The sequence below is a fragment of the Mesorhizobium sp. RCAM 06353 genome (assembly GCF_059683585.1).
The window spans coordinates 2108335-2129059 of the sequence record NZ_CM185031.1 but is presented as its reverse complement, the minus strand read 5'-3'; the positions used below and the strand labels follow the sequence as shown (position 1 = coordinate 2129059).

General features: G+C 63.7%; 17 protein-coding genes. 9 read left to right on the top strand and 8 right to left on the bottom strand.

Annotated elements, in window-relative coordinates; translation table 11 throughout:
* Nucleotides 1-83: 83 nt before the first annotated feature.
* Nucleotides 84-962, top strand: a complete 879-nt coding sequence (locus tag AC56QX_RS10070; RefSeq protein ID WP_497115650.1) for a 3-hydroxybutyryl-CoA dehydrogenase — start codon at nt 84-86, stop codon at nt 960-962.
* Nucleotides 963-1050: 88 nt separating this feature from the next.
* Here the strand turns inward: AC56QX_RS10070 and AC56QX_RS10065 are convergent, their stop codons facing one another.
* From AC56QX_RS10065 to AC56QX_RS10055, 3 genes are all read right to left on the bottom strand, one after another.
* A complete protein-coding gene (locus AC56QX_RS10065; RefSeq protein WP_497115648.1) occupies nt 1051-2970 on the bottom strand; it encodes a PAS domain S-box protein in 1920 nt (639 codons plus the stop codon).
* A 218-nt stretch (nt 2971-3188) separates the two neighbouring features.
* A complete protein-coding gene (locus AC56QX_RS10060; RefSeq protein ID WP_497115646.1) occupies nt 3189-3827 on the bottom strand; it encodes an NrsF family protein in 639 nt (212 codons plus the stop codon).
* 1 nt (nt 3828) lies between these two features.
* On the bottom strand, nt 3829-4380 hold the full coding sequence (locus AC56QX_RS10055; RefSeq protein WP_019861390.1) for a sigma-70 family RNA polymerase sigma factor: 552 nt from the start codon (nt 4378-4380) through the stop codon (nt 3829-3831).
* A 316-nt stretch (nt 4381-4696) separates the two neighbouring features.
* Between AC56QX_RS10055 and AC56QX_RS10050 the strand changes: the two genes are divergently transcribed.
* The 3 genes from AC56QX_RS10050 to AC56QX_RS10040 all read left to right on the top strand — a co-directional run bounded on the left by AC56QX_RS10050 (nt 4697) and on the right by AC56QX_RS10040 (nt 8538).
* Complete coding sequence (locus tag AC56QX_RS10050; protein ID WP_497115645.1) at nt 4697-5704, top strand: iron ABC transporter substrate-binding protein; 1008 nt, start codon at nt 4697-4699, stop codon at nt 5702-5704.
* A 174-nt stretch (nt 5705-5878) separates the two neighbouring features.
* Nucleotides 5879-7459, top strand: a complete 1581-nt coding sequence (locus AC56QX_RS10045) for an ABC transporter permease (RefSeq protein ID WP_497115644.1) — start codon at nt 5879-5881, stop codon at nt 7457-7459.
* Entirely contained in the window at nt 7456-8538 is a 1083-nt protein-coding gene (locus AC56QX_RS10040; protein WP_497115642.1) for an ABC transporter ATP-binding protein, read from the top strand. The genes AC56QX_RS10045 and AC56QX_RS10040 overlap by 4 nt, the downstream gene beginning before the upstream one ends.
* Before the next feature lie 97 nt (nt 8539-8635).
* Here the strand turns inward: AC56QX_RS10040 and AC56QX_RS10035 are convergent, their stop codons facing one another.
* The 4 genes from AC56QX_RS10035 to AC56QX_RS10020 form a co-directional block, all read right to left on the bottom strand.
* Nucleotides 8636-9736: a sn-glycerol-3-phosphate import ATP-binding protein UgpC gene (locus tag AC56QX_RS10035; RefSeq protein WP_497115640.1), complete on the bottom strand. Its 1101-nt coding sequence runs from the start codon at nt 9734-9736 to the stop codon at nt 8636-8638.
* Nucleotides 9737-9749: 13 nt separating this feature from the next.
* Nucleotides 9750-10664 carry an ABC transporter permease subunit gene (locus AC56QX_RS10030; protein ID WP_497115638.1) on the bottom strand — a complete coding sequence of 305 codons (915 nt, stop codon included), beginning with the start codon at nt 10662-10664 and terminating at the stop codon, nt 9750-9752.
* Between the two features lie 6 nt (nt 10665-10670).
* A complete protein-coding gene (locus tag AC56QX_RS10025) occupies nt 10671-11555 on the bottom strand; it encodes a carbohydrate ABC transporter permease (RefSeq protein WP_497115636.1) in 885 nt (294 codons plus the stop codon).
* A 111-nt stretch (nt 11556-11666) separates the two neighbouring features.
* Nucleotides 11667-13019, bottom strand: a complete 1353-nt coding sequence (locus AC56QX_RS10020; RefSeq protein WP_497115635.1) for an extracellular solute-binding protein — start codon at nt 13017-13019, stop codon at nt 11667-11669.
* A 376-nt stretch (nt 13020-13395) separates the two neighbouring features.
* On the opposite strand from AC56QX_RS10020, the gene AC56QX_RS10015 reads away from it, so the two are divergent.
* Nucleotides 13396-15849: a putative bifunctional diguanylate cyclase/phosphodiesterase gene (locus AC56QX_RS10015; protein WP_497115634.1), complete on the top strand. Its 2454-nt coding sequence runs from the start codon at nt 13396-13398 to the stop codon at nt 15847-15849.
* An 82-nt stretch (nt 15850-15931) separates the two neighbouring features.
* Here AC56QX_RS10015 and tlpA read toward each other — a convergent pair whose 3' ends face one another.
* Complete coding sequence (tlpA, locus tag AC56QX_RS10010; RefSeq protein WP_497115632.1) at nt 15932-16612, bottom strand: thiol:disulfide interchange protein TlpA; 681 nt, start codon at nt 16610-16612, stop codon at nt 15932-15934.
* Nucleotides 16613-16649: 37 nt separating this feature from the next.
* Here tlpA and argH point away from each other — a divergent pair, with 37 nt between their 5' ends.
* The 4 genes from argH to AC56QX_RS09990 all read left to right on the top strand — a co-directional run bounded on the left by argH (nt 16650) and on the right by AC56QX_RS09990 (nt 20682).
* A complete protein-coding gene (argH, locus tag AC56QX_RS10005) occupies nt 16650-18050 on the top strand; it encodes an argininosuccinate lyase (protein WP_497115631.1) in 1401 nt (466 codons plus the stop codon).
* Between the two features lie 120 nt (nt 18051-18170).
* Nucleotides 18171-18377 carry a hypothetical protein gene (locus tag AC56QX_RS10000; protein ID WP_477440740.1) on the top strand — a complete coding sequence of 69 codons (207 nt, stop codon included), beginning with the start codon at nt 18171-18173 and terminating at the stop codon, nt 18375-18377.
* A 67-nt stretch (nt 18378-18444) separates the two neighbouring features.
* On the top strand, nt 18445-19713 hold the full coding sequence (gene lysA / locus AC56QX_RS09995; RefSeq protein ID WP_475456868.1) for a diaminopimelate decarboxylase: 1269 nt from the start codon (nt 18445-18447) through the stop codon (nt 19711-19713).
* A 27-nt stretch (nt 19714-19740) separates the two neighbouring features.
* Nucleotides 19741-20682, top strand: coding sequence for a threonine/serine dehydratase (locus AC56QX_RS09990; protein ID WP_497115629.1), 942 nt, complete (start codon nt 19741-19743; stop codon nt 20680-20682).
* Nucleotides 20683-20725: the final 43 nt, after the last annotated feature.

Below are 20725 nucleotides of genomic sequence, written 5' to 3'. Positions count from 1 at the left end.
GCGGTTTTGCTGAAATTGCGGAAAACAAAAAGGTGGAGCGCTTTCGCAATTCATGCGGAAGGGCTCAGGACGGGATCGGTGTAATGAGCAAGATCGAGACGATCGGCATCATCGGCGCGGGCCAGATGGGTGGGGGTATCGCCCATGTCTCCGCCCTATCGGGCTACAAGGTGCTGATCTACGATATATCGCCTGATCGCATCGAGAAGGGCATCGCCACCATCAGCGGCAACATGGCCCGCCAGGTGGGCTCCGGCAAGCTTGACGAGAAGCTGCGCAACCAGGCGATGGCGCGCATCGGCTCGGCGCCGACGATGGCCGATCTGGCAGGCGCCGATCTGGTGATCGAGGCAGCGACCGAGGATGAGACGGTCAAGCGTAAGATCTACGCCCAGCTCTGTCCGCAGCTCAACCCCGAAGCCATCTTGGCGACCAACACCTCGTCGATCTCGATCACGCGGCTCGCCGCGCAGACAGACCGGCCGGAGCGCTTCATCGGCATACATTTCATGAACCCGGTGCCGCTGATGAAGCTGGTCGAGCTGGTGCGCGGCATCGCCACCGAGGACCAGACCTTCGAGGCGGCCAAGACCTATGTGAAGCAGCTCGACAAGACGATCACGGTCTCGGAGGATTTCCCGGCCTTCATCGTCAACCGCATCCTGCTGCCGATGATCAATGAGGCGATCTACACGCTTTATGAGGGCGTCGGCTCGGTCGATGCCATCGACACCGCCATGCGGCTTGGCGCCAACCATCCGATGGGGCCGCTGCAGCTTGCCGATTTCATCGGTCTCGACACTTGCCTGTCGATCATGCAGGTGCTGCATGACGGGCTGTCGGATTCGAAATACCGCCCCTGCCCGCTGCTGGTCAAATATGTCGAGGCCGGCTGGCTTGGCCGCAAGACCGGGCGCGGCTTCTACGACTATCGCGGTGAGCACCCCGTCCCGACGCGCTAGAGCAATTCCAGGGAAAGTGTGAGGCGGTTTCCCCGGGAAAAGCGCAGAGCGCTTTCCCTTGGGAATTGCGTCAAAAAAATAACTCCGCCTATGACGCTGCGGCAAACGGCGCGGGCGGTTCTGACCTGCCGTCTGTGATCCTGTCATCCGGCGCCACGAAAACGCATCCACGGCCGGCGGCCTTGGCCGCATAGCAGGCGGCGTCGGCCTTTGCGATGATCTCATCGACTTCACCGCAATTGGCGCAGATCGCCGCCAGCCCGATGCTGGCACCGATCGCGTGCGGCCGGCCGTCCCAGGTGAAGTTGAGGCCGGCTATCGCATCGATGATGGAGCGCGCCGCGATCCTGGCGCCGGCGGTCGAACCCGATTTCAGGATGACCGCGAATTCGTCGCCACCCAGGCGCGCGACAATGTCCTCGGGCCCAAGCACGCCGCGCACGGCCTCGGCGACCCGCTTGAGCAAGGCGTCGCCCGCGGCGTGACCACCGGTGTCATTGACCAGTTTGAAATGGTCGAGGTCGATGAACATGAACTGATGGCCGCTCCCGATCGTCGTGCCGTCCTTGCGCGCCTGATCGACCAATCCCTCCATGGTGCGGATGAAACTCGAGCGATTGGCAAGGCCGGTCAGCGCATCATGCGCGGCGGCGTGAGCCAGCTGGCGCTGCAGGGCACGCGCATCGGTGAAGTCCTGGAAGACGATGACCAGCCCGCAGAATTCGTTGCGCTCGTTCATGATCGGCGACACGACCTGACGGATGCTGCAGCGTGTGTCGTCGCGGCGGATCAACACGGCGCGGCTGTTCTGGTCGGAGGGCGCCTCCGCGCCGATCGCCGGCCGTGTCACGCCGATCCTGTGCCCCGTCTCCTCGTCGACCGCCCAATAGACATGGCCGAGCGTCTTGCCGAGGGCCGCCTCGCCGGAAACGCCGGTCAACTTCTCGGCAACCGGGTTCATGAAGGTGACGCGGTTCGCCGCATCGGTACAGATAACGGCATCGCCGATCGACTGCAGCGTCACCCGGAGCCGCTCCTTCTCGTCGGCCAGCATTGCCGCCGACACCATCAGGCGCTCTTCGACTTCCTTGCGCCGGGTGATGTCGGTCAGGCTGCCGATGGCCCTGATCAGACGCCCGTCCCCGTCGCGCTCGATGGCCTTGCCACGGTCGAGGATCCAGACCCAGTGGCCGTGCTTGTGACGCATCCTGAACTCGGCCTCGAAAAACTCCGTCTGGCCGTCAAGGTGGGCACGGTCCGCTTCGGCGACGGTCTCGCGGTCGTCGGGGTGGATCATGGTCAGCCAGCGGTCCGGATCGCCGTCGAGTTCGCCATCCGCGTAACCCAGCATCTTGACCCAGGTCGAGGAGTAGGTCGTGCCACCTTTGCGGATGTCGAAATCCCAGACGCCCTGACCCGCGCCGGCCAGAGCGAAATTCCAGCGTGTTTCGGCCTCGGTGATGCGCGCTTCGGCCTGCTTGCGCGCGTCGATGTCCTCGATCTGTGAGACAAGATAGAGCGGGCGCCCGTCTTTCTCGTCGCGAATGACGGAGCCGGCTAGATGACCCCAGACAGGTGTGCCGTCCTTCTTGAGGTACCGCTTTTCGAGTTGGAAGGCGTTGACTGTACCCGCTTTGATGCCGTCCATGGTTTCCCGCCCGACATGCAGGTCGTCAGGGTGCGTAATCTGGAAAAAGGTCAGTGCCTCGATCTCCTCGCGGCTGTAGCCAAGCATCGAGGCGAAGGCCGGATTGGTTTCGAGAATGCGCCCGTCCAGCCCGACGATGGCGATGCCGATCGCCGAATCCTGCATGGCCCGGCGGAAGCGCTGCTCGCCCTGTGCGATCTGCCGATGGTCGTCGGAAATACGAACGACAAACAGGCCGGCAAGGAAAAGCGCGCCGGCCGCAACGGCGACCGACACCTGAAGACAAAATCTGAGTGTCTCGGCGCCAAGGTCCAGCCTCGACAGCACGACCGAGGCCGCCACTGCGGCGGGACCGGCCACGAGCAACGCCGGCGTAACATGTCTGTGGAGCCTGATGAGTCCCGGTAATCTCACGATCCGTGCCACCCCCGTGGGCAATCGCTTTTTCCCGTTAAAACCCTGAAGGATCGATTTTAAGGAAAGGTTGCGTGAGGGGTACTGGCGACAGCGGTAACCGGCAAACAATTGCCGGCATGATTAAGGATCGGTTTGCACGGGGTGTGGTCGCAGGTATCCTGCTACCAGCGCACGAAAAACCGCCCCCCGAGCGCGCCAAGCAAGGCAAGCGCCGCAATCGCGATCGTGTACCAGGTGGCAACGAAAAGCGGCGAATCGTCGAAACAATGCGCGGCATAGAAGGTCGCCGCCAGCCCACCGGCGAGCAGGCCCGCGACCGCGCCGGCCAGCACCGGCCGTGTCGGTGCGCCGTAGCGCAGCATCCACAGGAAGATGGCCAGCGGGCCGATGCCGATCAGCGGGATGAAGCCCATGCAGATCATCATGTTGGAGCCGACCATGCGCGTGCCCCACAACGCCTCCGGCACCATGAAGAGCTCCAGAACCACGGCCACGGCCACCAGCAACGGCGCGGCAAGCATTCCCGCCATCGCCAGACCAGTCGGGGAGCCTGGCGTCGACAAGGCGCGGATAAGGGCGAAGGCGCTGATGGCCAGCACGATGGTGAAGACGAATTTCGACAGGAAGCGCATCGTATGCGCGGCCACCATGAAGTCGGGGCGCGGGCCGATCGTCAGCAGGAAAACGACTGCCGCGATGACAATGGCCGCACCAGCAGCCAGCCACCAGGCCGAGCGCAATGGCATCGCCTTGCTGCTTGCGTCGGCGTCGAGCGCCTTGATGAGATCCTCGGTCCTCATGTCATTCCCGCCCGAATCGCCCCTGCCCAAATCGCTTGGCTATGGCAGCAAGTCCGCGATGCAGCGACACACGCACCGCCGTCTCGCTGATGCCGAACTTCGCCGCTGTCTCGCCGATCGAGCGGCCTTCCACGGATACCGCCGAAACCACGGAACGCTGTGCCGGTGGCAGCCCGTCCAGGGCCCGGTTGATGTCGCGCTCGCTGACGGTTTCGGTTTCCGGTTCTGCGAAGGTCTCGGCGATATCGTCGACATCGATCTCGATACGCCGTCCGCGCCGCCGGAACGCATCGATCAGCTTGAAGCGGGCGATCGCATAGATCCAGGGCAGAACCGGCGCGTCCTGGCGCCAGGTATGCCGTTTCACATGAATGGCCAGCAAGGTTTCCTGCACGACATCCTCGGGATCGACCCCGCCCTGCACGATCTTGCGCCGGACAAAGCCGCGCACCAGCGCGGCAATCCGGTGCAGAAAGTCGGCATAGGCCTTTTCATCTCCCGCGATCGCGGCCCGCAACAGCCGGGAAAGCTCGGCCTCGTCCTTGCCGCTCACAAGAGTTCACTCCCCGATTTTCGCGCCTCGGCACCGATTTGTTACGTGGCCGGCGAAATAATGTCCAAGCCAAACTACGGGCAAATCACGAAAGTTTGCGGGCCTTGAAGGCACAGCCGCATACCGGGTCACCTTACAGGTCTTGCGACTACGTCTGGCGAGAGACCTCGATCCATATCGCCATCACATGGAATTGTCCGCTTTGCGTCGACCTTTGCGCCTCAGCGACCGATTGAAGCAGTCGTCAATGTTGACTATGCCTGTCAGGTATCGATAGGTGCAGCGTGCAAAGACCAAAGACATCGAGGATGACGCTATGAAATTCACCCTTTCCGCCCTTGCTGGTGCCGCCGCACTTGCAATCAGCCTGGCCGCCGGTCCGGCAATGGCCGAGGATGCCGGCATCATCGTCTACAACGCCCAGCATGAAAGCCTGGCCAAGGAATGGGCCGAGGGGTTCACCAAGGAAACCGGTATCAAGGTCACGCTGCGCAATGGCGGCGACAGCGACTTCTCCAACCAGATCGTCGCCGAAGGGGCCTCTTCGCCGGCCGACGTGTTCCTGACCGAGAACTCACCCGCCATGGTGCTGGTCGAGAATGCCGGCCTGTTCGCGCCGGTCGACGCCGACACGCTGGCTCAGGTGCCGCAGGACTATCAGGCCGCCAGCGGCAAATGGGTGGGTGTGGCCGCGCGCAGCACCGTCTTTGCCTACAACACGACCAAGCTCAAGGCCGACCAGTTGCCCAAGTCGCTGCTTGATCTTGCCGGCCCGAGCTGGAGGGGCCGTTGGGCCGCTTCGCCCTCGGGCGCCGATTTCCAGGCCATCGTCAGCGCATTGCTGCAGCTCAAGGGCGAGGCCGCCACGGCGGACTGGCTGAAGGCGATGAAGGAGAACTTCACCGCCTACAAGGGCAACAGCACGGTGATGAAGGCGGTCAACGCCGGCGAGATCGAAGGCGGGGTGATCTACCACTATTACTACTTCGGCGATCAGGCCAAGACCGGCGAGAACAGCAAGAACGTCGCGCTGCATTATTTCAAGAACCAGGATCCGGGCGCTTTTGTCTCGGTCTCCGGTGGCGGTGTGCTCGCCTCGAGCAAGCATCCGAAGGAAGCCCAGGCCTTCCTGAAATGGGTGACCGGCAAGGGCGGCCAGGACGTGCTGAAGAACGGAACCTCCTTCGAATACGCGGTCGGCAAGGGTGCCGAGTCCAATCCGAAGCTGGTGCCGCTGGTTGATCTCCAGGCGCCGAAGGTCGACGCCACAACACTGAACTCCAAGAAGGTCACCGACCTGATGACGGCAGCCGGCTTGCTTTAGTTGCCGTTCGTCCTGATAAGGACGTCAGACCGTGCTCCCGCGGGACCTTGCCTTCCGCGGGAGCGTTTTATTTTCGAGATGGCCTTCGTCGATGACGACACGCTGCGTTCCTGACCGCCGACCGTGGTCCCTTGATTGCCGGCACCCCGCCGCAACCGTGGGGCGTCCGAGCTGATGCAGCCCACGCTCGATCTCGCGCGCTCGTACCTGCCGATGAAGATGCGTCGAAGGCCGCAGCGGCGGGCCGCACGCTGGCTTGTCACTGCCGCTGTTCTCGTCTCGCTGCTCGCCCTCGTGCCGCTCGCCTTCATCATCTGGATCGCGGTGCAGACCGGCTGGGACACCGTTGCGGCGCTGGTCTTCCGGCCGCGCGTCGGCGAATTGCTGGTCAACACCACGCTGCTGGAGTTGCTGGCCGTGCCGATCGCCATCGTGCTGTCGGTCGCGCTGGCCTGGCTGACCGAGCGCAGCGACCTGCCCGGCGCCAGGCTGTGGGCCTGGCTGTGCGTGGCGCCGCTCGCCATTCCCGCTTTCGTCCACTCCTATGCCTGGATCACCATGGTGCCCGGGCTGCACGGCCTGTGGGCCGGCGTGCTGGTGTCGGTGATCGCCTATTTCCCCTTCCTCTATCTGCCCATATCGGCGGCGCTGCGTCGCCTTGATCCCGCGCTGGAGGACGCGGCAGCAGCCCTTGGCCTTGGGCCCTGGCGCGTCTTCTGGCGTGTCGTGGTGCCGCAGCTCAGGCTCGCCATCTGCGGCGGCTCGCTGCTGGTCGGACTGCATCTGCTGGCCGAATACGGCCTCTACGTCTTCATCCGCTTCGACACCTTCACCACGGCGATCGTCGACCAGTTCCAGTCGACCTTCAACGGACCGGCCGCCAATATGCTGGCCGGCGTCCTGGTGACCTGCTGCTTCGTGCTTCTGGGCCTCGAAGTGCTGGTGCGCGGCGAGGAGCGTTATGCCCGTGTCGGCTCCGGCGCGGCGCGGTATCAGCAGCGGACAAACCTCGGCCGCGCCACCATACCGAGCCTGCTCTTGCTTGTCGTCACCACGCTGCTGGCGCTTGGCGTGCCGTTCATCACCATTGGCCGCTGGCTCGTCGCCGGCGGCGCCGATGTCTGGCGTCTCGACGAGATTGGCCTGGCGCTCGGCCAGACGCTGTTCCTGGCGCTTGCCGGCGCCTTGCTCGCCACTATCGCCGCCATGCCGATGGCCTGGATCTCGATCCGCGCGCCCGGGCCGTTGCAGCGCCTGCTGGAGGGTTGCAACTACATCGTCGGCTCGCTACCGGGTGTCGTCATCGCGCTGGCGCTGGTCACCATCACCGTGCGCATCGCCCTGCCGCTCTATCAGACGCTGTTCACCATCCTGGTCGCCTATGCACTCATGTTCCTGCCGCGAGCCCTGGTCAGCCTGCGCGCTTCGATCGCCCAGGCCCCGGTCGAGCTCGAGCGCGCCGCGTCCAGCCTTGGCCGGCGTCCGCTCAACGCGCTGTGGTCGACGACCATCCGCCTGTCGGCTCCAGGTGCGGCGGCCGGCATGGCGCTGGTGGCGCTCGGCATCATGAACGAGCTCACCGCGACACAGATGCTGGCGCCGAACGGCACCCGCACGCTGGCGATGGCATTCTGGTCCTACAGCGGCGAGATCGACTACGCCTCGGCCGCCCCTTACGCCTTCATCATGGTGGCGATGTCGCTACCGCTCACCTGGCTGCTCTATGTCCAGTCGAAACGGATGGCCGGACGATGAGCTTTCTCGAAATCAGCGGCCTGCACAAGCATTACGGCCCGGTCGCAGCCCTTGCCGGGGTCGACCTCAATGTCGCCAGCGGCAGCCGGACCGCAATCGTCGGTCCCTCCGGCTGCGGCAAGACGACCTTGCTGCGGCTGATCGCCGGCTTCGAGGCACCGGACCAGGGCCGCATCGTGCTCGACGGCGAGGTACTGGCCAATGGCGCCGCCGCTGTCCCGGCACATCGTCGCGGCATCGGCGTGGTGGCGCAGGACGGCGCCCTGTTCCCGCATCTGACCATATCGGAGAATATCGGTTTCGGAATGGGCCGGGGCGAGGACAAGCGCGCCGAGCGCATCGTCGAACTCGCCTATATCGTCGGCCTGGACAAGGCGATCCTCAGGCGCCGCCCGCACGAACTCTCCGGCGGCCAGCAGCAGCGCGTGGCGCTCGCCCGCGCCATGGCGATGAAGCCAAGGCTGATGCTGCTCGACGAGCCGTTCTCGGCCTTGGATACCGGCCTGCGCGCCTCGATGCGCAAGGCGGTGGCCGAACTTCTGGAGGCGGCCGGCATCACCACCATCCTGGTGACGCATGACCAGGCCGAGGCGCTGTCCTTCGCTGCCCAGGTGGCGGTGATGCGCGACGGCAAATTCTCGCAGGTCGGCACGCCGCGCGATCTCTACCTCAAGCCCAAGGACAGGATGATCGCCGAGTTTCTCGGCGACGCCATCATCCTGCCGGCGAAGATCGCGGGTGGCTTCGCCAACTCACCGCTCGGCCGCATCGCCGTCGACACCAATGACAGCCGCGATATCGCCCGCATCATGCTGCGGCCGGAGCAGATTGCGCTGAAGAGAACATCGCGCGAAGGCATGTCGGGCACCGCTGACATGTTGTTCGGCGAGGTGACGGAATCGGAATTCGCCGGCTCGACATGCACGATCGCGGTGCGGCTCCTGAACAATGCCGATCCGCCGGATGCCGCTGCGATCGGCAACACGCCGCTGATCCTGCGCAAATCCGGCATGGACGCGCCGGCGGTCGGCGAGATCGTGCGGCTCACCGTGTCGGGAAAGGCGCATGTGTTCCCCTGAACGGCCGACAGCTCTGCGCGCGGTGGCGAGATCACGCTATGATGCGTTTTCCGAATTTGGCCGAGTAGATCGGCCACTGTTCAACGCGGTCTGAAAATCAGAGCGCCGGCTCGGGCGCGGACGCCCTGAAGACATCGAGGCGGCTTCCCGTCTCCGACGAGAAGAAATGCATGTCCTCCGGCGAGATCTTCAGGCCGACCGTACTGCCGGGCTCGGGGTGGATGGCCTCCGACGTCATCACCGAAAACGGCGCGCCGTCGAGATCGACATAGATGACTCGCCCCGCACCCAGTTCCTCGACCAGGTCGACGGTGGCGTCGAGCGCGCCAGCCGTGCCGGGCGCCACCAGCCTCACGGCTTCCGGCCGGATGCCCATCGCAACCTTCGAGCCGACCGGCAGGCCAGCGCGTGTCATCGCCAGACGCCGGCTGCCGCCGAGCAGCGACAGCCCGTCGAGATCGACCATGCCTTCGAGAATGTTCATCGCCGGTGCGCCGACGAAGGTGGCGACGAAGCGGCTGGCCGGGCGGGTGTAGATTTCACCTGGCGTGCCGACCTGCTCGACCTTTCCGCCGTTCATGATCACCAGCCGGTCGGCCAGCGTCATAGCCTCGACCTGATCGTGGGTGACGAAGACGGAGGTGGCGTTCAGCCGGCGATGCAGCTTGCGGATTTCCGAGCGCATCTGCACGCGCAGCTTGGCGTCGAGATTGGACAGCGGCTCGTCGAACAGGAACACTTTCGGCTCGCGGATCATGGCGCGGCCCATGGCTACACGCTGCCTCTGGCCGCCGGAAAGCGCCATCGGCTTGCGGTCGAGCAGATGTTCGAGCTCCAACGTACGCGCCACCGCCTGGATACGCTGCGTGCGCTCAGCCGAGGGAACGCCGGCCACCTTGAGCGAATAGCCGATGTTTTGCGCCACGCTCATATGCGGATAGAGCGCGTAGTTCTGGAACACCATGGCACAGCCGCGCTCGCGTGGTTCCAGTTTGTTGACGACAGTGCCGTCGATCGTGATCGTGCCGCCGGAAATGTCTTCCAGCCCGGCGATCATGCGCAGCAGCGTGGACTTGCCGCAGCCGGACGGTCCCAGGATGACGACGAATTCGCCCGAGGCGAAGTCGAGGTCGACGCCGTGCACGACCTGCGTCTTGGCGTAATTCTTCTTGACGCCGCGAATGGTGATGGAGGCCATTTTTTGTCTCCTGTTATTTCTCGGTGGCGATCAGGCCACGCACGATCCAGCGTTGCATGAGCACCACGACGGCCAGCGGCGGCAGCATGACGATCAGCGTGCCGGCCATGGCAATGTGCCATTCCGGAGTGCCGCCGACATTAGGGATCAGCTGTTTGAGCTCGGTCACCGCCATCGCGTGCGACTGGTCGGTGGTGATGAGCAGCGGCCACAGATACTGGTTCCAGGCCCACAGGAACATGATGGTGCCGAGCGCGGCCATGTTGTTGCGCGACAGTGGCAAAAGCACATCGATGAAGAAACGCAGTGGCCCTGCACCATCCATACGCGCCGCCTCGGTGAGCTCATCAGGCACGGTCAGGAAGAACTGCCGGTACAGGAACGTCCCGGTCGCGGTAGCGACCAACGGCAGGATCAGTCCGGGGTAGGAATTGAGCAGCCCGAGGTTGAGCGAGACCTGCACGCCCGACACCTTCTCGATCAGCCAGCTCAAGCCTGTCACGTCGAGGATGGCCTGATAGGGCGACAGCACATTGGCGACGACCGCGTAGGTCGGCACGATGCGCACTTCCAGCGGCAGCATCAGGGTGACGAAGATCAGCCAGAAGATGAACATCCGGCCGGGAAAGCGGAAATAGACGATCGAGAAGGCGGTGAGCGCCGAAATGATCACTTTGCCCGCCGCCACGCCGCCGGCGACGACGAAGCTGTTGAGCAGCTTGGGGCCGAGATCGGCCGTCACCCAAGCCGTCTTGATGTTGACCCAGAAGTCGCTGCCCGGCAGCAGCGACATCGGCACATCGTTGACATCCCGCAGGTTGTGCGACGCGGCGATGACGACGACCACGAACGGCGCGACGCAGAAGACGAAACCGAGGAACAGGATCAGATGCGTGAAGAAATTGAGGAATGGGGTGCGCTCTACCATGTCATCTCACCCGTAGTGCACGCGCCGCTCGATGAAGCGGAACTGGAAGATGGTGAGCACGATGATGAGCAGCATCAGGATGATGCTCTGCGCGGCGGCGCCCGAATAATCCAAACCCTTGAAGCCGTCGGAATAGATTTTGTAGACCATCAGATTGGTCGCATTCGCCGGGCCGCCTGATGTCATGATGTCGACGATGCCGAAGGAATCCTGGAAGCTTTCGGTGATGTTGATGACCAAAAGGAAGAAGATCGTCGGCGTGATCAGCGGGAACTGGATGTCCCAGAAACGCCTGATGACGCCCGAACCGTCCATTGCGGCGGCCTCGATCAGCGAACGGGGTATGGCCTGGAACGCGGCCAGGAAGAAAATGAAGTTGTAGCCGACATATTTCCACGAAAAAGCGACGATGATCGACGCCATGGCATCCGCGCCATCGAGACCCGGATCCCAGATCCCCGGCCACATCCGGTTGATGGCGGAAAGGAACCCCGCCTCCGGCGCCAGGATGAAGCGGAACGCCAGCGCCAGCGCCGGTGCGGCGATGCCGTAGGGCCAGATCAGCACCACGCGATAGAGGCGCGAGCCGGCGAGCTGCCGATCGGTCAAGGCGGCGAGCACGAGCGCGATGAACATCGCAATCCCGGTGCTGATGCCGGCAAAGACAAGGCTGGCGGTAATCGAGTTCCAGTAGTCGGCGTTGGCCAGGATCGAGCGGAAATTGTCGAGCCCGACCCAGATGTTGCCGCCGCCCCAGGGCTGTTGCAGCGTCAGCGACCAGTAAACCGCCTGGCCGGCCGGCCAGTAGAAGAACGTGAAGATCAGGAGCAGCTGCGGCACCGCGAAAAGGATGCCGATCGTCCAGCTGCTGAAAGTGACGCGTTTTTCCATCGGTCCGCCGATGCCGCCGAGCGGCCAGTCACGTTTGCATTAAATACGCGAAACAACCGCCCGTCGACTCGAAGCACAGGGCTCGACGGGCGGCCTGAAAATTTCCAGCGATCAGGGCAGGGTCTTGCCCGGATAGGTCTGCTGGAAGCGGTCGAGGATCGCGTCGCCATTCTTGACCAGCGTGTCGAGGCCTTCCTGGACGCTGACCTTGTTGGCGAAGATCGCCTGCATCTGGGTGCCGAACTCGGCGCGGATCTGGGTGAAGTTGCCCAGCCGGATGCCGCGGGTGATTTCGGTCGGCTCGGACGCGGTCAGGCTGGCGATGGCGACTTCGCGACCCTTGTAGGGGGCTTTGTCATAGAAGCCCTGGCCTTTCAGGTAATCGAAGCCCGACTTCGTCACCGGAATGTAGCCGGTGTTGGTCGACCAGAACAAGGCGGTCTTGGGATCGTGGATGAAGTTCAAGAAGGCGGCCGCGCCCTTGTATTCGGCATCCGACTTGCCGGAAAGCACCCACAGCGAAGCGCCGCCGACCAGCGAATTCTTGCGCTCAGTGCCGGCATAGACCGGCAGTTCGGCGACATCCCAGTTCATGCCTTCCTTCTGCGTCCTGCCCACCGTGCCGTGGTCGCCGACCGAGGTCAGAATGACCTGGCAGGTGCCCGAAGCGAAGGCTTGGACCATATCCTGGCCGAGATCCTTGGACTTGATCTTGATCAGGCCGGCGTCATACCACTTCTTGAGGTCGGTGACGTACTGGACGAACTTGGTCTTGTTGACTTCGAGACGTGCGTCGAGACCGTCATAACCATTGTTCTTGGTCGCGATCGGCTGGTTGTGGAGCGCCGAGAACTGCTCCATCAGCTGCCAGCTTTCGTTGGCCGAGATGTTGATGGCCATCGGGCATTCATAGCCGGCATCCTTCATCGCCTTGAGGTCGGCGCCGACATCTTCCCAGGTCTTCGGCGCCTCGGTCTTGCCGATCTTGGCGAAGGCGTCCTTGTTCCAGTACATCAGCGGGGTCGAGGAGTTGAACGGGAAGGACAGCATCTCGCCCTTCGACGTCGCGTAATAGCGCGCGATGCCGGGGAAATAGTCGGCGTAGTCGATCTTGTAGCCGTTTTCTTCCATCAGCTTGTCGGCGGGCTTGTAGGCGCCCGACAGCATCATGGTGGCGGTGCCGACATCATAGACCTGGACGACGGCCGGCTGCTTGCCGGCACGGAAGGCCGCGATGGTGTTCTGCAGCGTGGCGTCATAGTTGCCCTGACTGGTGCAGACCACTTCATAGTCCGCCTGCGAGGCATTGAAGTTCTTGCACATCGTATCGACGACACGGGCGAGATCGCCCGAAAGGCCGAACCAGAAATCGAATTTAACCGGTTCCGCAAAGGCAGGCATCGCCAGCGCGGTGCTGAGCGCACCAGCGGCAAGGGCAGCAAAGCCCCGCTTGATCATAGTCATGGTTTTTCCCTCTTGAGTGGCTGGTGACAAGGGTTTTGCGCAAGTCCTTGCCGGCTCTCTTAGAGAAGGTATGTGACAGTTCTGTTGTGGCTCTCCGGCCTTTGCACAGCTGCTCGCTCCTCTCCCTCGGCGGCTTGGCCGGCATCAAACGGCACACCGGCGTCAGAGGTAGCTAGGGCGACTGTCACGGACGTAAAGATCATGTCGGCCGCCATGATTATCCGGCTAAAAGGGACATGAAGCATCGAGACGGCAACAGGAGTAAATGCGCCGGGAAAACACGCTCTGGTTGCAGGCGACTTTATCGATCCTTCAACAGCCAAGCCTTAATCAGTCATATTTCGTTTTTTATTTCCAAAGGGCTTGGGGATATAAGATGTTGACGGTCTACAATTGTATCGTGAACCAGCACGATTTGAGACTGGTCGCACTCGCCGCGCTGATCTGCGGAATTTCTTGTTTCTCCGCTGTCAGCCTGCTTCATCACATCAGCCGCTCGACAGACCGGAACCGGCTTGCCTGGCTGATGATCGCGGCCACTTCGACCGGCTTCGGCATCTGGGCAACGCATTTCATCGCCATGCTTGCGTTCACACCGGGCATACCCAGTGCCTACGATCCGCGGCTCTCCGTGCTCTCGCTCGCCGCCTCGGTCACGCTGACGGCGGCCGGCATGTGGATCGCCACCTTGCGGGACGAGTTCGACTATCATCTCGTCGGCGGCGCCGTTCTGGGCGGCGGCATCGCGGCCATGCACTACATCGGCATGGCGGCATTCGAGGTCCAGGGCCGCATCGAATGGAACCTGTTGATGGTCGCCGTTTCCCTGCTGGCCGGCGTGACACTCGGGGCGCTGGCGCTGCGTGTCGTGCTGCGCCGTCCCTCCACGACGGCGACGTCCGCCGGCGCGGTGCTTTTGACGCTGGCGATCTGCACCTTGCATTTCATCGGCATGGGTGCCGTCTCGATCTTTCCCGATTCCTCGATCGTCATATCCGAGTACACGATCGAGCCGACCTCGCAGGCTTTCGCGGCCGCGGCCGCCACGCTGGTGATCCTGGTGCTGTCGGCATCGGCGCTGTGGATCGATTTGCGCTTCCGCCGCCAGAAGCTCGAGGTTGATCGCATGCACGGCCTGGCCAATGCCGCCGTGGAGGGCCTGATCGTCTGCGACGGCAACCGCATCGTCAGCGCCAATGACAGCATGGGCAAGCTGACCGGCACGCTGGCCGCGACGCTGACAGGCATGGAACTGGGCGAGCTCTTCGACGAACACACCGCAACCGACGCGGCCAGCCTGGAAGGCCAGCCGCGGGAGGCGGAGTTGAGGAATCGCGACGGAACGCGAATTCCCGTCGAGCTGATCGCCCGAAGCATCGACTATTGCGGCAAGCCCCACAACGTCATAGCCGTCCGCGACATCCGTGAACGCAAGAAGGCGGAGCAGGAGATCCTGCGCCTCGCCCATTTCGACCCGCTGACAGGACTTGCCAACCGCCGCTCCTTTTCCGGCCGTCTCGACATGGAAATTGCATCCATGAAACGGACCGCCAATGTAGACAACGGCGTCAAAGGCCGGCACCTTGCGCTTCTGTTGTTCGACCTCGACCGCTTCAAGGAGGTGAACGACCTTTACGGACATGGCGCCGGCGATGCGATGCTGCAGAAAGTGGCAAGCTGCGCAGCCGGCGTTCTGCGCCATGGACAGATGCTGGCGCGCCTCGGCGGCGACGAATTCGCTATCATCGCCCCCAACCTGCCCGACCCGCAGGCGGCGGGCCGCATCGCAGGCTCGCTGCTCGCCGCCATGCGCGAGGAAAACCGGGCCGCAGTCGGCGGCGGCCTGGTCTCGGCCAGCATCGGCATCGCGATCTATCCGCTTGATGCCGAAGACCAGACCAGCCTGATCAGCCATGCCGACACCGCACTCTACCGCGCCAAGACCGAAGGCAGGGACACTTTTCGCTATTTCGAGGCGTCGATGGGCGCCGAGGCTCGTGACAAGCGCGTGATGGAACACGAATTGCGCCAGGCCGTCGTGCGTGGCGAATTCTACCTTGTCTACCAGCCGCAGAAGGAGATCAGCAGCGGCAAAATGCTTGGCTTCGAAGCCCTGATCCGCTGGCGCCATCCCGAACGCGGGGACGTTTCCCCCGCAATATTCATCCCGGTGGCCGAAGACAGCGGCGCCATTGGGCAGATCGGCGACTGGGTGCTCGACGCGGCCTGCGCGGAAGCCGCCCGCTGGGAAAATCCGCTAACGATCGCCGTCAACGTCTCTGCGGTCCAGCTTCACAATCCCAATTTCAGCCGCAAGGTGCACGAGACCCTGTTGAGGACAGGTCTGGCCCCGACAAGGTTGGAACTCGAGATCACCGAAACCGCGCTGGTGAAGGACATGCCGCGTGCGCTGGCAAGCCTGCGGCAGGTCAAGGCGCTGGGCGTGCGCGTCGCCATGGACGATTTCGGAACCGGCTATTCCTCTCTCTCGAACCTGCGCGCCTTCCCTTTCGACAAGATCAAGATCGACTCCTCCTTCATCAAGGCGGTCGACACCAACGGCCAGGTCGCGGCGATCGTGCGCGCCGTGCTGGGGCTGGGGCGCGGCCTTGGCCTGCCGGTTCTTGCCGAAGGCGTCGAGACGCTTGGCGAGCTGAAGTTCCTGGATGCGGAAGCCTGTGAGATCGGCCAGGGCTACTATCTCGGCAAACCGGCGCCGATCGAGGCATTCGACGACCTGACCAGCCTCGGCAAGCGCGTCCCGGTGCGCGCCGCCAAACACGGGGAAAGTGGCCTCGTATTGCTCAAGCCAATCGTGCGCTCGGCCTAGAGAAATTCCAGGAAAAGTGTGAACGGTTTTCCCGGGAAAAGCGCCTAGCGCTTTCCCTAGGGAATTGCATCAAAACAAAGAGTCACGATCCGAGTGCCGTCTCGACCAGCCGCCTGGCGTCGGGGCTCGACCATTCGGCCGGGCCGTTCATATGGGCAATCAAGCAGCCTTCGCCGTCGATCAGCATGGTGACGGGAAGGCCGAGCGCCGGGCCGCGCACCTTGAGGTCGTTGAACAGCGCTACCGTCGAATCCCGGTAGTAGCCGAGCGTCTCGACGCCGGTATCCCTGAGGAACTTCTTCGGCTTCACATCGTCGCCGGTATCGACATTGACGGCGACGACCTGAAAGGCGGCGCTGCCTTTCTCCTTCTGCAACGCATCGAGCGCCGGCATTTCGGCGCGGCACGGCGCGCACCATGTCGCCCAGAGGTTGAGCAGCACCGTCTTGCCGGCATGGTCGGCGATCGTCATCGGCTTGCCGTCCGGGCCATTAAAGGCAAGGCTCTTCATGGATTGCGGCGGGTCGGCGGGCAACAGGGCGGCGACCTCGCCGGTCGCAGCGGCGGCGACCTTCTTGGCGCGGTCGCTCTTGGCGGCGCAGGCGACGTCGTCCTTGCTGTCGCCGACGGCCACTTGCGCCGGTGCATTGTTGCCAGACCGGCTCTCGCTGACATATACCGCGACCGCGCCGGCCAGCGCTCCCGCCACCAGGGCGGCGAGGATCAGGCGCGGGGCCGGGAAAAATCTGTTTCCGTCTGCCATGTTCTCAAAACTGCTCCGAAGCACGGGTTTTATAGCGATGAGCGACAAGAAGACCAGCAACCAGATGTGGGGCGGACGATTTGCCTCGGGTCCGGCCGCGATCATGGAAGCGATCAACGCGTCGATATCGTTCGACCGCAAACTCTACGCGCAGGACATCCGCGGCTCGATCGCCCATAGCGAGATGCTGGCGCAAACGGGCATTATTTCGGCGGCCGATCAAGAAAAAATCGCTCACGGCCTGAACACGATCCTGAAAGAGATCGAGGCCGGCACATTCGAGTTTTCGACCAAGCTGGAAGACATCCACATGAATGTCGAATCCCGCCTCGCCGAGCTGATCGGCCCGGCCGCCGGCCGCCTGCACACCGCGCGTTCGCGCAACGACCAGGTGGCGGTCGACCTCAGGCTATGGGTCAAGGACGAATGCTTTCGCGTCGCCGAAGCGCTGAAGGGGCTGATCATTGCGCTGCTGGAGCGGGCCGAGGAGCATGCCGCGACCGTGATGCCGGGCTTTACCCATATGCAGGCGGCGCAGCCGGTGACCTTCGGCCATCACTGCATGGCCTATGTCGAGATGTTTTCGCGCGACCTGTCGCGCGTGCGCGACGCGATCGAAAGGATGGACGAGAGCCCGCTAGGAGCGGCGGCCCTTGCCGGCACCAGCTTCCCGATCGACCGCCACCAAACCGCAAAAGCGCTCGGCTTCCGCGAGCCGATGCGCAATTCGCTGGACAGCGTCTCCGACCGCGATTTCGCGCTGGAGTTCCTTAGCATGGCCGCGATCTGCGCCACGCATCTGTCGCGGCTGGCGGAAGAGATCATCATCTGGTCGACGCCGCAGTTCGGCTTCATCAGGCTGTCGGACTCGTTTTCCACCGGCTCCTCGATCATGCCGCAGAAGAAGAACCCCGACGCCGCAGAACTGGTGCGCGGCAAGACCGGCCGCGTCACCGGCCATCTGGTCGGCTTGCTGACGGTGATGAAGGGCATGCCTTTGACCTACGGCAAGGACATGCAGGAAGACAAGGAATCGGTGTTCGATGCCGCCGAGACACTCGACCTGATGCTCGCGGCGATGACCGGCATGGTCTCGGACATGACCGTCAACGCAGCCGCGATGAAGAAGGCCGCCGGCTCCGGCCACGCGACCGCGACCGACCTCGCCGACTGGCTGGTACGCACGCTCGGCCTGCCGTTCCGCGAGGCGCATCATGTCACCGGCCGCGCCGTGGCGCTGGCCGAGGAGAAAAAGGTGAGCCTGGAGAAGCTTTCGCTAGAGGATCTGCAGTCGATCAACCCCGGCATCACACCAGATATCTTCTCGGTGCTGGCGGTGCAGAACTCGGTCAAGAGCCGCACCAGTTTCGGCGGCACCGCGCCGTCGGAGGTGAGGAAGCAGATTCGCTATTGGAAAAAGCGACTGGCGAAAGGCTGATGCCCCGATATTGCGACAGCAATATCCTGGATATTGCAGCGGGCAATATCCCGGGGTGCAATACGCCGAGAACTCGGCTAAAAGCGGCGGCTGACAAAAACGTTTCGGACGGATGGATCGATGACCGGAAGCAGGATTTTGGTGACGCTGACGCTGCTGGTGGCGATGGCCGCCGTGACCGCCTGCGGCCGCAAGGCCGGTCTCGACACACCCTATGAAGCCGCCGAACAGGCCCGCAAGGATGCCGAGAAGGCCAAGCAGCCGCTGCCGCCGGAGCCGGAAAAACCGGTCAAGGACAAGAAGTTCTTCCTCGACCCGCTGATCTAGAACCGATCAGACCGGGTTGGTCTTCCAAACCCGATCTCATCGTGCTCCAACTTCCGGAACCACTCTCGTGAACCATTTCGACTACCGCGACGGCGTGCTCCATGCCGAAGACGTGGCAATCCCCGATATCGCCGCACAGGTCGGCACGCCATTCTACTGCTACTCCACCGCCACCTTGACCAGGCACTACCGGGTGTTCGCCCAGGCCTTTGCCGGGCTGGACGCGCTGGTCTGCTACGCCATGAAGGCCAATTCCAACCAGGCAGTGCTGCGGACCCTGGCCAAGCTCGGCGCCGGCGCCGACGTGGTCTCGGAAGGCGAGTTGCGCCGGGCGCTGGCCGCCGGCGTCCCGCCCAGCAAGATCCTGTTCTCGGGCGTCGGCAAGACCGCGCGCGAAATGGACTTTGCGCTGGAGGCCGGCATCCTTTGCTTCAACGTTGAGTCGGAGCCGGAACTCGAGCTGCTGTCGGCCCGTGCCACGGCCCTCGGCAAGGTGGCGCCGATCTCGCTGCGCATCAATCCCGATGTCGACGCCAAGACCCACAAGAAGATCTCCACGGGCAAGGCCGAGAACAAGTTCGGCATTGCCTGGCAGCGGGCGCGGCAGGTCTATGCCAGGGCGGCAACGCTCCCGGGCATCAAGGTCACTGGCATCGATACCCATATCGGCAGCCAGATCACGGAGCTGCAGCCCTTCGACGACGCTTTCGCCCTCCTGGTCGATCTGGTCGGCGCGCTGCGCGCCGATGGCCATGCCATTGATCATGTCGATCTCGGCGGCGGCCTCGGCATTCCCTATCGCGTCGACAACAACCCGCCACCTTTGCCCGACGCCTATGCCCAGGTCGTCAGGAAGCATGTCACCAAGCTCGGGCTGAAGGTGATGTTCGAGCCGGGCCGGCTGATCGTCGGCAATGCCGGCATCCTCGTCTCGGAAGTGATCTTCGTGAAGGAAGGCGACGCCAAGAATTTTCTGGTCGTCGACGCCGCCATGAACGACTTGATCCGGCCGACGCTCTACGATGCCTTCCACGACATCAAGCCGGTCGTGCAGCCGCCAGCCGACACGCCGCGCATGATGGTCGACGTGGTCGGCCAGGTCTGCGAGACCGGCGATTATCTCGGCCTCGACCGCGATCTGCCCAGGCTGAAGGCCGGCGATCTCGTCGCTGTTTCCACGGCCGGTGCCTATGGCGCCGTTCAGGCCGGCACCTACAACACCCGTCTGCTGGTGCCCGAGGTGCTGGTCGACGGCGATCGCTTCCACGTCGTGCGCCCGCGCCTGACCTATGACGATCTGATCGGGCTGGATTCGGTGCCTGACTGGCTGGCTTAGGGCGGGATTTTATACGAGGAACAAATCATGTCGCAGGGCAACACCGTCACACGCGAACGCATTGCCGCGATGGAACCGCGCATCCGCCCCTATATCAGACACACGCCGGTGCTGCGCGTCGACATGGCCGACTTCGACCGGCCGCCGCTGGCGGTCGACCTCAAGCTCGAATGCCTGCAGCATTCCGGCTCGTTCAAGGCGCGCGGCGCTTTCACCAATCTGCTGCAGCGGCCGGTCCCCAAGGCCGGCGTCGTCGCCGCATCTGGCGGCAACCATGGCGCCGCCGTCGCCTACGCCGCCATGCGGCTCGGCCACAAGGCGACCATTTTCGTCCCCGAAGTGAGCCCGCAGGCCAAGCTGGACCGTATTCGTGGCTACGGCGCCGACCTCGTCGTCGGCGGCGCCCGCTATGCCGAGGCGCTGGCCGCCAGCGAACGTTTCGCCGAGGAAACCGGCGCCTTGCAGATCCACGCCTTCAACCAGGAGGAAACGCTGATCGGCCAGGGCACGCTCGGGCTCGAGATCGAGAACGATCTGCCTGAGATCGACACGCTGCTGGTTGCCGTCGGCGGTGGCGGCCTGATCGGCGGCATCGCCGCCTGGTATGCCGGCCGCATCCGCATCATCGCCATCGAGCCCGAGGGCGCGCCGACGCTTCATCGCGCCTTCGAGGCCGGCCATCCGGTCGACGCGCCGGCGGAAGGCATCGCCGCCGATTCGCTGGCGCCAAAGCGCGTCGGCGAAATGATGTTCCCGATCGCCGAGGCCTTCGTCGAACGCTCCATCCTGGTCAGCGACGACGACATCATCGCCGCCCAGAAGGCGCTGTGGAACCGGGTGCGCATCATTTCCGAGCCGGGCGGTGCCGCTGCCTTCGCCGCGATCCTGTCCGGCCGCTACGCGCCGGCACCGGGTGAACGCGTTGCCGTGCTGGTCTGCGGGGCGAACGCCAACCCCGCGACCTTCTGACTGCGACCATGGAACCATGATCGCAGACTTCACGTTTTTTGAA